13 protein-coding genes are annotated in these 14,808 nt (G+C 42.2%); 5 read left to right on the plus strand and 8 right to left on the minus strand.

What is annotated here, in order from left to right:
• Positions 1-116: 116 nt before the first annotated feature.
• Complete coding sequence (locus tag GYX91_RS09370; protein WP_037394230.1) at positions 117-608, minus strand: hypothetical protein; 492 nt, start codon at positions 606-608, stop codon at positions 117-119.
• A gap of 450 nt (positions 609-1,058) precedes the next feature.
• Here GYX91_RS09370 and GYX91_RS09375 point away from each other — a divergent pair, with 450 nt between their 5' ends.
• Positions 1,059-2,021 (plus strand): urea transporter, encoded by a 963-nt coding sequence (locus tag GYX91_RS09375; RefSeq protein WP_084564859.1) that lies wholly within the window; start codon positions 1,059-1,061, stop codon positions 2,019-2,021.
• A gap of 353 nt (positions 2,022-2,374) precedes the next feature.
• Here GYX91_RS09375 and rpmE read toward each other — a convergent pair whose 3' ends face one another.
• A complete protein-coding gene (gene rpmE, locus GYX91_RS09380) occupies positions 2,375-2,590 on the minus strand; it encodes a 50S ribosomal protein L31 (RefSeq protein ID WP_037394224.1) in 216 nt (71 codons plus the stop codon).
• A gap of 259 nt (positions 2,591-2,849) precedes the next feature.
• A complete protein-coding gene (gene cysS / locus GYX91_RS09385; RefSeq protein WP_174830668.1) occupies positions 2,850-4,259 on the minus strand; it encodes a cysteine--tRNA ligase in 1,410 nt (469 codons plus the stop codon).
• A gap of 317 nt (positions 4,260-4,576) precedes the next feature.
• Here cysS and GYX91_RS09390 point away from each other — a divergent pair, with 317 nt between their 5' ends.
• Entirely contained in the window at positions 4,577-5,272 is a 696-nt protein-coding gene (locus tag GYX91_RS09390) for an OmpA family protein (protein ID WP_078474978.1), read from the plus strand.
• Between the two features lie 130 nt (positions 5,273-5,402).
• Here GYX91_RS09390 and yidC read toward each other — a convergent pair whose 3' ends face one another.
• Genes yidC through rpmH form a run of 4 tightly spaced genes read right to left on the minus strand, consistent with a single transcriptional unit; the run spans position 5,403 to position 7,786 of the window.
• Entirely contained in the window at positions 5,403-7,058 is a 1,656-nt protein-coding gene (yidC, locus tag GYX91_RS09395; protein WP_174830669.1) for a membrane protein insertase YidC, read from the minus strand.
• 19 nt (positions 7,059-7,077) lie between these two features.
• A complete protein-coding gene (gene yidD / locus GYX91_RS09400; RefSeq protein WP_084547360.1) occupies positions 7,078-7,287 on the minus strand; it encodes a membrane protein insertion efficiency factor YidD in 210 nt (69 codons plus the stop codon).
• Positions 7,284-7,643, minus strand: a complete 360-nt coding sequence (gene rnpA, locus GYX91_RS09405) for a ribonuclease P protein component (protein ID WP_174830670.1) — start codon at positions 7,641-7,643, stop codon at positions 7,284-7,286. The genes yidD and rnpA overlap by 4 nt, the downstream gene beginning before the upstream one ends.
• A gap of 8 nt (positions 7,644-7,651) precedes the next feature.
• Positions 7,652-7,786 carry a 50S ribosomal protein L34 gene (gene rpmH / locus GYX91_RS09410; protein WP_004283944.1) on the minus strand — a complete coding sequence of 45 codons (135 nt, stop codon included), beginning with the start codon at positions 7,784-7,786 and terminating at the stop codon, positions 7,652-7,654.
• 222 nt (positions 7,787-8,008) lie between these two features.
• On the opposite strand from rpmH, the gene dnaA reads away from it, so the two are divergent.
• From dnaA to gyrB, 3 genes are all read left to right on the plus strand, one after another.
• A complete protein-coding gene (dnaA, locus tag GYX91_RS09415) occupies positions 8,009-9,631 on the plus strand; it encodes a chromosomal replication initiator protein DnaA (protein ID WP_078474975.1) in 1,623 nt (540 codons plus the stop codon).
• Positions 9,632-9,646: 15 nt separating this feature from the next.
• Entirely contained in the window at positions 9,647-10,750 is a 1,104-nt protein-coding gene (gene dnaN / locus GYX91_RS09420; protein WP_025331544.1) for a DNA polymerase III subunit beta, read from the plus strand.
• Between the two features lie 309 nt (positions 10,751-11,059).
• Positions 11,060-13,450 (plus strand): DNA topoisomerase (ATP-hydrolyzing) subunit B, encoded by a 2,391-nt coding sequence (gene gyrB, locus GYX91_RS09425; RefSeq protein WP_174830671.1) that lies wholly within the window; start codon positions 11,060-11,062, stop codon positions 13,448-13,450.
• Between the two features lie 86 nt (positions 13,451-13,536).
• On the opposite strand, the gene GYX91_RS09430 is transcribed toward gyrB, so the two are convergent.
• Positions 13,537-14,769 carry an RtcB family protein gene (locus GYX91_RS09430; RefSeq protein WP_084549919.1) on the minus strand — a complete coding sequence of 411 codons (1,233 nt, stop codon included), beginning with the start codon at positions 14,767-14,769 and terminating at the stop codon, positions 13,537-13,539.
• Positions 14,770-14,808: the final 39 nt, after the last annotated feature.

Here is a 14,808-nt window from a genome sequence, read left to right on the forward strand (position 1 = left end):
TGAACCTTTTAAAACTATAATATCGGCAAAGTTTAAATAATTAATGATGAATAATAAAAGAAAAACAGGGCTGAACACCCTGTTATGATGATTACTTTCACATTATCTGTTTCAATTTATTTAGCATCACAATCAGATGGTACTAAATGTACACTAAATAATTCTTTATCTTCATCTTTAAAATAATAATGATGATTAATGCCATCCGGAAATGAATTTCTTAATTTCACGAGATCAGGATCTCTATTTTCGCAATATTTATTTTTTAAGTTATCACTAGTCATTTTCTGAACATTAGATGATGAGAAATTTTTTTTATTTCCTGTTACTACATATTTATAATCTACTACATTATTTCCAATAGTGAGATCGACCAGCTGGGTAGTTGAGGAAACTCTCATAGGCAGTTGCCGTTTAAGCTCGCTAAAGTAGCTCTGAATAGTATCATCATCTAATTTATTGTTATCTGCTTTATTGCTGTCAGACTTACTAGCATCTGACTGTACTGCCTCACTACCTGCTTTATTTGGCTCTGCCTGCTTCGAGTTACCACACCCAAAAAGTATCATGCTCAGGGATAATAACAACACTGTTTTCAAAATTTTCATATTTATTTCCATATCTAATACTGGGAATTATTATTATTACAAAAAAATAAATTAACTTACAATATTTAGTATTTTTTATTACTTAATATTCAGGTTTATTCTTTATTCATTAGATATAAATCAAACTTATCTGATTTGCTTAGTTTTATAAATTTCATATGAAATTCGTTTTAATTAATCTGGATTATATTTGAAATATTATTCAGTAGATTGTTCAATAGCAGCATTACATCCGTGTAATTTTTGTTATAGACAAACTCCCTGATATATATATCTATTACTTCTTACAGGTTGTATTTCACCTAAATAGATACGGGATAATTACATTTTTATACTTCTGCAACCCAACTATCGCTTATTCTCTTTTATAATCATTCTAATATTCATAGTTACCGCTGCTGATAGTAATTTATCTGTTCAGCTAAAGTAAAAATAAAAAGGAGAAATCAGATGAACACAGCCTCAGTACGTCAGTACTGGCATCAGTTAACCAGTACCAATCATCTTTGTCAGTTTATTGATGTTATCCTGCGCAGCTACGGACAGGTTATGTTGCAAAACAATCCTGTTTCCGGGCTAATCTTTTCAATAGGCATACTATTTGGCAGTTACAGTGCCGGTAAGCCACAAACTGCTCTGGCCTGCTTACTTGCTGTAGTCTGTGCCAATGCAATAGCTTACCTGTACCAGCTTAACCGCAAAGCCTGGCTGCAAGGAATTTATGGTTTCAATGCCTGTCTGATTGGTATCGCCTTATCTGTTTTCTGCGAAAATTCACTGTATTTATGGCTAAGTATCATACTTGCTGCCATATTATCAGTATTTATTACACAAGCATTCAGCTCAATATTACAGCAATGGTACTTACCCTGTCTGACAATACCATTTGTGTTGATTACATGGCTGTATCTGTTGGCTACACCATCATTCTCAGTACTGATACGCGAACCGTCTACGGAATTATCTGCACAGATTTCAAGTTTTAATCTGCTGCATCTAATACCGGATAGTATACTGGGCATTGCCGAAGTATTTTTATTTAACAGCACGCTGGCAGGTGTCATTTTTCTGGCGGGACTGGCAGTCAATTCAATCAGAATGGCTATCTATGCACTGGCCAGTTCTTTACTGGCCATCGGTATTGCACTGTTATATGGCAGTCAGATAGAAATGATCTCTCTCGGCCTCTATTCTTTTAATGCAATCCTGACAGCTATCACACTGGCTACTTTCAGTAATAATCAGGATTTTAAAACCATTATTTATATTGTCTTCGGTATTATCTTTACTGTTCTTACTCAGGCCGCATTAGCCACAATACTGAAGCCGTTTGCCATACCTGTATTAACCTTACCTTTTGTACTAGTAAGCTGGTTATGGTTATTAACCAATCAAACTTTAAGCCAGCGTTAGCGTTTATCGATTTTATATATTGAATAAAAGAAAAATAAGAAAAATTTGTATTTTTCAGATTTTAAAATTGGATAGGTAACAGAAAACAGCGATCCCGGTAAAACAAGATTAAATCAATGCTTTTTACTAACTATGAATCAGAAAATGCAAATTCACAATTTTGCGCGGAACTATCAAGAAAGAGTTTCGTAATATGAAAGGTAAATGTATACCCGCTTGAAATAATCAAACCAGTAAAATATTCGAATTTTTTGGCTATTTTTGCTACTGTATTAAACACAACATCAGATTATCTGATAAAAAAGACTGCCCTGGTGGCAGTCTTTTTCGGTGCAACATGTTGCAAATAAGAATTAACGTTTGAACATATTGCCGTATTTCTGATTGAACTTATCCACACGACCGGTAGAGTCAACGATTTTCTGTTTACCTGTGTAGAAAGGGTGACATGCAGAACATACTTCGATATTGAAAGTATCTTTTTCCATTGCGGATTTAGTTACAAAAGTGTTACCGCAAGAGCAAGTCACGGTTATATCATGGTAGTTCGGTTGAATGCTGTTATTCATAATATCGTCCTTGGTTGGCGGGCACAGGGGTTGTGCCTGTACCTCTTGAAACGGATGTCCAGAATCGGGTAATTATACTCGCATGAGTAAGATTTTCAAGTGAATCAGTATATAGCAGCTACTCTTCTTCACAGCTAAAACGATATGAAACGACCAGATTCCTCACATCCCACTATTTAAGTCTGACATTGCTGTCAAGACCATAATGCATTACAAGAATACACCCAGTCTGAGACTTAAGGCTGTACTATATACAAATTCAGGCACGACGCCAGCTAGTCCCGCCGGCACCATCTTCCAATACAATACCGGCTGCCGTAAGCTCATCACGAATCCGGTCAGATTCAGCCCAGTTACGTTCTGCACGAGCCTGCTGCCGTGCAGCTATCAGCGCTTCTATAGCTGCGCTATCCAGACCCTGAACCGTTTCCCCCACTTCTCCCTGAAGAAAAGCAGCCGGATCACGTTGTAATAAGCCCAGTAAACCTGCCAGCCCTTTCAGACATCCTGCCAGTTTGGCGTCATGTGTTTTATTAATTTCATTAGCCAGCTCAAACAATACTGCTACAGCTTCAACGGTAGCAAAGTCATCATTCATGGCTGCATAAAAACGGCGCGTGTAATCATTTAAGTCAGCATGTACTGCCACTTCTGCCGCAGCTGTATTTTTAAGTGCCGTATATAAGCGGGTTAATGCGCCTTTTGCATCATTCAGATGAGCATCCGAATAGTTCAAAGGGCTGCGATAATGTGCACGCAAAATAAAAAACCGCACAACTTCAGCATCGTATTTCTGCAACACTTCGCGGATAGTGAAGAAATTTCCAAGTGATTTAGACATTTTTTCATTATCCACACGAATAAATCCATTATGTAACCAATATTTAACATGGCTGGCAAAATGATTATGCTCTTCACAGCATCCGTTTTTTTCCGCTCCGCAACTCTGAGCAATTTCATTTTCATGATGAGGAAACTGTAAATCAGCACCACCTCCATGAATATCAAAATTTTTACCCAGTAGTGCTTTACTCATGGCAGAACATTCAATATGCCATCCCGGGCGTCCTCTGCCCCACGGGCTATCCCATGCGGGCTCATGCGGCTTGGCTGATTTCCACAACACAAAATCCAACGGATCCCGTTTATGTCCGTCAACATCAACCCGTTCTCCGGCACGCAAATCATCCAGACTTTTCCCGCTTAACTGACCGTATTGCGGATACTCGCGTACCGCATAAAAAACATCGCCATTATCCGCCATATAAGCCTTATTATTAGCAATGATATCTTCAATCATAGCAATCATTTGCGGGATATATTGCGTGGCTCTCGGTTCGTGGTCTGGCGGCAGTACACCCAAAGCGGCTGCATCTTCGTGCATGGCCTGAATATAATAATCGGTAAGCTTAGTAATACTAATCCCGCGTTCATTGGCACGGGCAATGATTTTATCGTCTATATCAGTAATATTGCGTACATAATCAAGCTGATAACCCAATTCCCGCAACCAGCGCGCCACCAGATCAAATACAATCATTACTCTGGCATGACCAAGATGGCAATAATCATAAACAGTCATACCACACACATACATACGCACCTGGTGCGGATTAATCGGTGTAAATTCTTGTTTGCTTCTGGTTAAAGTGTTATACAAGCTGAGCATGTCGTTTCCAAATGGCTAAAATGGTAGCACTGTACTAAGGTAATTAGTTTGTATGAGGTTAAACTGGTTGTTTTCAAGATATAACCAGCTTAAAAAGTTAATTATAGTAGCCTGAACGGTACTATAGCCAATAATTATTATGGTCTAAAGCAGTTTTCAACCAAAAACTTATCTTTTTATCATATAGATATAACCATTTTTCTTTTCAGTACATCATATTGCCAAAAAAGCATGACTCTTGCTTTTCTACTATAGAAAGCATAAAACAGAAACTGTGAAAAGCATAATCAAGCTTATATTCAAGAGAAGGAGTAAGTATGACTATTATGAAACCACTGGCTGCACTTGCAGCCGCTACCACCCTTGCTTTAACCGGTTGTGTTACCGATCCGTCTACCGGTCAGTCTCATGCCAGTAAAACAGCAGTATATGGTTTAAGTGGCGCTGCCGTATGCGGCATTGTCGGCGCGATTACTCATAACAGCCGCGGTGCACGTAATGCAGCACTTGGTTGCGGTGCTATCGGAGCCGGTATTGGCGCTTATATGGATTATCAGGAAAAACTGTTACGCCAGAAACTGGCTAATACCAATGTCGAAGTTCAGCGTGAGGGTAATCAGATTAAACTGACTATGCCTGAAAATGTGACATTTGCAACCAATAGTTCAGATTTAAGTGGCGCGGCTACCTCTTCTCTGTCTTCGGTAGCTGAAGTACTGGCTAAATATGTAGACACTACCATCACCATTGCCGGATACACTGATAGCACAGGCAATGACAGTATTAACATCCCGTTATCACAGCGCCGTGCACAATCAGTTTCAAATTTCCTGACTTCCCGTGGCGTTGCTTATAACCGTATCAGTGCTAACGGATACGGATCTGCCAATCCTATTGCCAGCAATGCAACTGTTGAAGGACGTGCACAAAACCGCCGTGTGGAAATCCGGTTAAATCCGGTACAGCAGGCTCAGACTACAACCACACAGCAAACTACAACCTACGTTCAGTAATTACTGAATATGCCTGATTGTTTACTACAGCAGCTTCTGCGGTCAGACAATTAAAATTTGGTATATTTATTCAATCAAGCTGCAAATAAAAAAAGCACTTCAACATGAAGTGCTTTTTTCAGACTGTATTTTATATATCCAGTGAACGATGCAGTTTGGCCTGTCGCTCAATACGTTTATTGATAAACCATTGTTGAGCCAGAGTCAGAATATTATTCGTCAACCAGTAGAGAACCAGCCCTGCCGGGAAGAAGAAAAACATTACAGAGAAAGCTACTGGCATGATTTTCATCATTTTCGCCTGAACCGGATCAGTTGGCGGCGGATTCATAAATGTTTGCAGATACATAGTCAGTGCCATGAGCACAGGCAGAATAAAGTAAGGATCCTGACGGCCTAAATCGGTAATCCAGCCAATCCATGGAGCTCCGCGCAATTCTACCGAAGCAAACAATGCCCAGTACAGACCAATAAATACCGGAATTTGCAGCAGCATAGGCAAACAACCGCCAACAGGATTAATTTTTTCCTTTTTATACAGCGACATCATTTCCTGCTGCATACGCATACGGTCATCACCGTACTGATCTTTCAATGCCTGCAAACGCGGAGCCACAGCACGCATCTTAGCCATCGATTTATATGAGGCATGTGTCAGCGGAAACAGAATTGCTTTGACAGTAAGAGTAAGCAGGATAATCGCCCAGCCCCAGTTCTGTACCAGACTGTGCCACCAGTTCAGCAACCAGAATAAAGGAGAAGAAAACAGCGATACTTTGCCGTAGTCTTTAATCATCTGCAAATGATCAGCTACTTTAGTAATGACAGAATAAATCTGCGGACCGGCATACAGGGAAATACCGAAACTGCCGGTGGAGTTAGCACCAATATCCTTCAGCGGTACTCGTACACCGGCAGAATAAAGACCATCACTGCGTTTTCTGATATCTATCTGGCAGTCGCTGGTACCACAAACACTGTTACCTTCTTTCGGCTGCAGAATCCAGGTAGTCATAAAATAATGCTGGGTCATGCCAATCCAGCCGGTATTGGTTTTACGCTGATAATCTGCCTGATCACGACCAGAGGTGTAATCACTGTCAAGATCTTTAAAGGCTACTTTTTCAAATTTACCATTCGGGGTATACAGTACCGGACCAGTATAAGTGTGATCGAAATAGCCTGTACCTTCAGGTTCCTTATCATCCCGCAGTACCCGGTAAGCTACATCCATTTGTAATGGCTGAGCATTGTGATTGGCAATTTCATAGCGCAGCCCGATCAAGTAACTGCCTTTAGTAAATGTATAAATTTTACTAACCTGTACGCCGTTTTGTTCGGCAGCAGTCAGACGCACATCCAGTTTGTCACCATTAAGTGTGTACTGTTTTTGCGCAGCTGTAAATGTCAGATCTTTAAACTGATAGTCACCCTGACGGTTTAATAATACCGACTGGGCAACATACTGATGACCATTTGCACCATTATCCAGCAATACAAAAGGCTTGCTGGCATCACTGGTGGCCTTGTATTTATTGAGAGTTAGCTGGCGTAAATCGCCGCTTTTTTCATCAATAACAGCCTTAACAGTATCAGTAGTCACTGTTATCGGCTCTGTTTTACTCAGGGCACTCTCGGCAACAACACCAGTAGAAGAATTGCTGTTACTGGTGGATGATGTTTGTTGTGCAGCTGGCTGTTTTTCGGGTTGCGGGTATAATTTTTCCCAACCCAGCAAAATCGCCATGGTCAGCACAAAAAATATCAATAATCGTTTGAAATCCATAGTGTATTCCGTCTACTCGCTAAGGAAGAGGGTCATGACCGCAACCACCCCATGGATGACAGCGGCAAATACGCTTTATCGCCAGCCAGCTACCTTTCATTACCCCGTATTTTTGCAGCGCCAGTACGGCATATTGCGAACAGGTCGGGTTGTAGCGGCAGCGCGGTGGTAACAGCGGGCTGATGGCATACTGATAGAACCGGATCAGACCCAGCAATAAATATCTCATTGCGAAGATGCTTTACACCTGTCAGCTGTAATAAGCAGCTGCTGTAAAGTCCTGACTACGCCAGCGTACTCAGCATGCCGGAACGGCTGGCGTACACGAATGATTATATCTATCGGCGGCAATTCATGCTTATGCAGGCGAAACCATTCGCGTATTAAGCGCTTCATATAATTGCGCCGGTTAGCACGTCTGGCAACTTTTTTGGCTACTATCAGCCCCAAACGCGGGAAACCTAAACTATTGCGCGCCTGAAAAACCTGAATCCAGGCACGGCTTTTTTGGCAACGTAATGCAAAAACGGATGAAAAATCATCCGTTTTTAATAGGCGATATTTTTTGCCAAAATGATAATCCATTCTTGTTCTTACACAGCCAAACGTTTACGGCCTTTGGCGCGGCGGGCAGCCAGTACAGCACGTCCGCCACGGGTTTTACTGCGAACCAGAAAGCCATGAGTGCGTTTGCGGCGGGTAACGGATGGTTGATAAGTGCGTTTCATAATTTATTCCCGAATTAACTTTAAATAAAACGTAGCATTACACAACAAGAACAGCACTTTGTCAATCAATATAATCTGTAGCAAAGCTTTACGGGAGCTGTGCTGGTATAAAGTGCAAATCATGGTCAGAAATTTGTTTATTGCGTATAATTAGCATAATAGGCACTTATTGTTTCCAGCCTTCAGCCAGCTCCGATTGACAGATAAATTTAAGCTTCACGAATGACCCTGACAGAATTTTGGCCTCAGTGCCTATTGCAATTAAAACAAAGCTTACCTTCTCAGCAATACCAGATGTGGATTGCACCTTTAACTGTGGGCGAAGAAAATGGCAATTGGGTTATTTTTGCGCGTAATACTTTTACCTTCAATCATATCCGCGAGCGTTTCTGGCCGGCTATCGAAAGTGCCAGACAATCTGTTCTGCCAGACGGCAGCACACCATTAATTCTGAAAATCGGACAGGGACTATCTCTGCAGGCTGCCACTGAGGCAATACCGGCAGGAAACAATTCACCGGTCAAGACTGCAGAACCAGTCATAAATGTCGCTGAACAGCCGGCTGATATTAAACCGGATTCAGTTAATACCAATAAAATTCATTCTGAAGTTTCAACCAAACCACAGACAACGGCAAAACGTACCGAATCTGCTCAGGACATTATTGCCAAACGCCTGCGAAACACCCAGACCAAAAGCGCAAGTGCTACTGCCGAAACAAAAGAAAACAGCAAACAGACCGCTACAGAAAAACCTGAGGCTGGCGAATCAGTGGCCACCTCTGATTCAGCACATGAAAATGGTAAAAAATCCCGCTATACTGATACCAACCTTAACCCTGAACATACTTTTGCTGCTCTGGTACAAGGTAAAGGGAACCGTCTTGCTCACGCTGCTGCGCTGTCGATTGCAGAAAATCCCGGCAATAGCATGTACAACCCGTTTTTTATCTATGGCAGTACCGGTCTGGGTAAAACCCACCTGGTACAGGCTATTGGCAACCAGCTGTTTGCCACCGACAACAAAGTAAAAATACGCTATATTCATGCTGATGAATTCATTCGCGGCATCATGAATGCATTCCACGCCAAATCTTTTGATGCCATGCGCCAGCAATATCAGCAGGTAGACTTACTGATTATGGATGACGTACAGTTTATTGCCGGTAAAGACCGTACCATGGAAGAGTTTTTTTACGTCTATAACCATTTAATTGACGAAAAAAAACAAGTTATCCTTACCTGTGATACGCTGCCTACTCATATAGACGGCATGGACGATCGCCTGAAATCCCGCTTCTCATGGGGGCTGAGTCTGGAACTGGAACCGCCGGAGCTGGAAATGCGCGTAGCCATTTTGCAGAAAAAAGCTGAGATGGCTCAGGTGAAGCTTGAGGACGAAGCTGCATTTTTTATTGCCAAACATATCCGTAGTAACGTGCGTGAACTGGAAGGTGCATTCAAGCGAGTAGTAGCACAAAGCCGTTTTGCCAGCCGCCCGATTGATGTAGGGCTGGCTACTGAAGCATTACAGGATATTCTGGCTGTTAACCATAAACCCATGACCCTGGAACACATTCAGAATACGGTAGCAAAATTTTATGGGATTACCATTAGTGATATGGTAGGGAAAAAACGTACCCGGAATCTGGCCCGACCGCGCCAGATGGCCATGACCCTGGCAAAAGAACTTACTCCGCTTAGTTTACCCGCTATTGGCAGCGGATTTGGTGGCCGCGACCATACCACAGTCATGCATGCGGTAAAAAGTATCTCCAAACTCCGCAAGGATGATGCTGAAACAACCAAAGCGTATGAAACCTTAATGATGATTTTGCGAGATTAAACCAAGGAACAAAATATGCTGATATTACAAGCAGAACGTGACAGTTTACTCAAACCGCTGCAGGCAGTAACCGGTATTGTAGAGCGTCGTCATACATTACCGATATTATCTAATGTATTACTGGAAAACCATCAGGGGCAAATCAAGATTCTGGCAACCGATCTGGAAATTCAGATTGATACCATCGGCCCCAAAAGCGAAGCAGAAGATTTTCGCATTACCACCAATGCCAAAAAACTGCAGGATATCCTGCGGGCTTTACCGGCCGGCGCAATCGTTTCTCTGGACTGGAATAACAACCGTCTGGTGCTGAAAGCAGGCAAAAGCCGTTTTAATCTGCAAACCCTGCCGGCAGAAGATTTTCCATTAATGAGTGTGGGCGAAAATATTGATGCCAGCTTCAGCCTGCCACAGGAAACATTTCGTGAAATGCTGTCTCAGGTGCAGTACAGCATGGCCATTCAGGATATCCGCTATTATCTGAATGGTCTGCTGATGCAGACAGAAGGCAATCAGCTGCGTCTGGTTGCTACAGACGGACATCGTCTGGCCTATGCAGCCTGCAATATAGAAGCCGATTTACCCAAAGCAGAAGTTATTCTGCCGCGTAAAACTGTGCTGGAACTCTTTAAACTTCTTACCTTTCCCGAACAGCCGATCACTATTGAACTGCTGAACAATCAGGTACGTTTCCGTTGTAATGACACCATTATTGTTTCTAAAGTCGTGGATGGTAAATTTCCGGATTACAACCGGGTTATTCCACTGGATAACGATAAAATCTTTCTGGCCAACCGTACCGAGCTGCTGGGTGCACTGGAACGCGCAGCCATTCTCGCCAATGAAAAATTTCGCGGTGCCCGCCTGCAAATCCAGCCCGGATTACTGAGCGTGACCTGTAACAATAACGAACAGGAAGAAGCTCGTGAAGAGCTGGAAATTGCTTATCAGGGAGATACACTGGAAGTCGGTTTTAATATCAACTATCTGATGGATGTATTGCGTAATTTACATGCAGAAGATTTACAACTTGCTTTTGGTGATGCAAACCGTTCAACACTGTTTACCATCCCGAACAATCCCAATTTTAAGTATATAGTTATGCCTATGCGGATTTAAACATCCATGCACTCTTAAATCCGGTTACTGCCGTACGCCAGCTTTCTGTTTTTAATAGCTCAGTCTGGTTTACGGCAGTTTATTATTTACAATCAGCATTCTTATCTTCCAATAAACATCAGATAAAACATCATCTTAAATATAGCACAGGGCTGAAAAAAAACCGATTTTATGCTATAATAAGTTTTTGGTTTATTGCCCTCAAACAGGCCTGTTATACAGTTATACCACTAACGTTTTTTATAATTAATAACAGTTATAAATGACCTTTAACAGCATAACCGCTGCCAAGTTTAGTAAAGAATTCTTATGATAGATCAACACCCTGAAGATTACAGTGCCGACAGTATCAAAGTATTAAAAGGTTTGGATGCTGTTCGCAAACGTCCCGGTATGTACATTGGTGATACTCAGGATGGCACGGGTTTACATCATATGGTATTCGAAGTTCTGGATAATGCCATTGATGAAGCACTGGCCGGATACTGTGATCATATTACCGTAGCAGTTAATGCCGACAACTCCATTACTATTGAAGACAATGGCCGTGGCATTCCTACCGATATGCATCCGGAAGAACATCGTTCAGCAGCTGAAGTAATCATGACCATTCTGCATGCCGGCGGTAAGTTTGATAACAACAGCTATAAAATTTCCGGTGGTCTGCATGGTGTAGGGGTCTCTGTAGTTAATGCACTTTCTGACTGGCTCCGTCTGACCATCTACCGAAATCACAAAGAACATTTTGTAGAATTTCGTCACGGGGATGCTGTTGCTCCGCTGGCTGTTGTCGGTGATACCGACAAACAGGGTACACGCGTCCAGTTTCTGGCCAGTACCGAAACCTTTGGAAATATCGATTACCATTTTGATATTCTGGCCAAACGCATCCGCGAGTTATCTTTCCTGAACAACGGCGTCAGTATTGAACTCTTTGATAAACGTGATGGCAAACACGAAAACTTCGCATTCAGCGGTGGTGTAGCCGGCTTTGTACAATACATGAACCGGAATAAAACGGCTCTGCACAATAAAGTTTTCTATGCCAATGGTGAAAAAGATGGCATGAGCGTGGAATGTGCCATGCAATGGAACGACAGCTATCAGGAAAACGTGCAGTGTTTCACCAATAATATTCCGCAACGTGATGGCGGCTCCCATTTAACCGCCCTGCGTCAGGTTATGACCCGAACCATCAACAACTACATTGAAGCCAATGAAGTTGCCAAAAAAGCCAAAGTAGATACTAATGGCGATGATATGCGTGAAGGTTTAACCTGCGTATTGTCTGTTAAACTGCCTGACCCGAAATTTTCTTCACAAACCAAAGACAAACTGGTTTCCAGTGAAATAGGTCCCGTAGTGAATGAAGTGCTTGGTAAAGCCTTGTCTGAATTTCTGGAAGAAAATCCTGCAGAGGCCAAAATCATTACAAGCAAAATTGTTGATGCCGCGCGTGCACGTGAAGCAGCGCGCAAAGCACGCGAAATTACCCGCAGAAAAGGGGTAATGGATGGTCTGGGGCTGCCGGGCAAACTGGCAGACTGTCAGGAAAAGGATCCTGCTTTATCAGAATTGTATCTGGTCGAAGGTGACTCGGCAGGCGGTTCTGCCAAGCAAGGCCGTGATCGTAAATTTCAGGCCATTTTGCCCTTAAAAGGTAAAATCCTGAATGTAGAAAAAGCCCGTTTTGAAAAAATGCTTGCCAGTCAGGAAGTTGGTACTTTAATCACTGCACTGGGTGCCGGTATAGGCAAAGAAGAATTTAACCCGGAAAAATTGCGTTATCACCGCATAATTATCATGACCGATGCGGATGTAGACGGCGCGCATATCCGTACCCTGTTGCTTACCTTCTTCTACCGGCAAATGCCTGAACTGGTTGAACGCGGTTATGTGTATATTGCTCAGCCACCATTGTATAAAGTGGAATATGGCAAAAAAGATAACTACCTGAAAGACGAGTTTGAAAAAGATCAGTTCATGCTCAGTCTGGCACTGAATAATGCTCAATTAATTATTGGCGAAAATACTCTGGAAGGTAATGCTCTGTCCGAAATCGCCAAACAATTGATCCTGGCACAAAGTATGATTGCGCGTGAAAGCCGTATCATTGACAACAATGTACTTAATTCCCTGCTTCTCTGGAATGAGAATCTGGATTTAAGCACTGTAAGCAGTGCAGAAAAAGCTGTGCAAACATTAACCGCTCTGGTTAATGACGACAACCTCAAACTGGAACGCATCGGTGCAGATGATGAAGTACAAATGATTAAAATTACCCGTCAATTGCATGGGAATCATATGGTCAGCTATCTGGATCAAAAATTTGTTGAAAGCCGCGCCTATCAAATTATTCGGCAGACAGCGGCCACTTTAAGCGGTATTGCTGACGTACCAATTGAAGTCATCAAAGGTAATATGACTACCACTGTAACCGGCTTTGCCCAGGCACTGGAATTACTGATGGATTTAGCACAGGAAAAAATTAACATTCAGCGTTATAAAGGTCTGGGTGAAATGAATCCCGAACAATTATGGGAAACCACGATGGATCCTTCAGTACGCCGTTTGCTGAAAGTCAGAATCGAAGATGCGATGGCAGCAGATGATGTATTTGTTACCCTGATGGGTGACGAAGTTGAACCTCGTCGTGCATTTATCGAAAACAACGCTCTAAATGCTCAGGTTGATATTTAGTTTTTAAATACCTGAAAAAGGATGGCATTGTCTGCCATCCTTTTTTTCTATATAAAAATATTCTGCAGTTGATTATCCGGATAATATCAGCCCTTAACACAGATAACCTGACGTAACTGGTGCTTGATTTCCACCAATTCCTGTTGCGCCTGCATTACTGCGTCAATATCCTTATACGCCATAGGAATTTCATCAATAACCTCAGCATCTTTACGGCACTCTACATGAGCCGTAGCCTGCATCTGGTCAGCAACAGTAAATTTCCGTTTAGCTTCACCACGACTCATAACTCTGCCTGCACCGTGAGAACAGGAATGAAAACTTTCTGCATTCCCCCGCCCCTGCACAATATAACTTTTTGTTCCCATAGAACCCGGAATAATTCCCAGTTCACCTTCTCGTGCAGAAACAGCTCCTTTACGCGTAACAAAAACATTCTTACCAAAATGGTGCTCTTTCTGTACATAATTATGGTGACAGTTTACAGTTTGTAAATGCGTGGTAAACGGCACATTGATTACTTTGCGTATAGCAGCGATAGTATTGTGCATCATCACTTCACGATTTAAACGGGCAAATTCCTGTGCCCAGTGCACTGCTTTCAGATAATCATTACAGTATTCGGTTCCTTCTACTAAAAACGCCAGATCATTATTAGGTAAATAGGTATCAATGAAATATTTTTTCATTTGCTTTTTAGCCAGCTCACTGAAATATTTACCTATTGCACGACCAATACCGCGTGAACCACTATGCAGCATTATCCATACGCGATCACACTCATCCAGACAAACTTCAATAAAATGATTACCGCCGCCCAAGGTTCCCAAATGACTATAACTATTCGCTTTTAAAAAACACGGATATTTACTGGTCAGTTTTTCAAATCCGGGCAAAAGCTGCTGCCAGTACTCCTGTACAATCGGTGGCGGATTTTGCCAGCTTCCTTTATCGTACTTTACATTATTGAGTGTGGAACCATGCGGTACCGCCTTTTCTATAGCCAGACGTAATGGCATTAAATCTTCCGGCAGATCCTGAGCGGTAAGTGACAGCTGTACCGCCATCATTCCACAACCAATATCCACGCCGACAGCAGCCGGAATAATCGCACCAGCAGTCGGAATCACACTCCCGATAGTAGAACCTTTTCCCAGATGCACATCTGGCATAACCGCAATATGCTTAAAAATAAAAGGTAATTGTGCAGTTTCGAGCAATTGTTTTTTAGCCACATCTTCTACCGGCACACCTTTTGTCCACATTTTTACCGGACGTGTTTTATTTTCTTTTAATACTTCAAATTCTTGCTTTTGCATTTTTAACTTCCATTATTTTCTAGCAAATTAATTAGCGGA

Source organism: Snodgrassella sp. ESL0304, from assembly GCF_013344995.1.
Classification (GTDB): domain Bacteria; phylum Pseudomonadota; class Gammaproteobacteria; order Burkholderiales; family Neisseriaceae; genus Snodgrassella; species Snodgrassella alvi.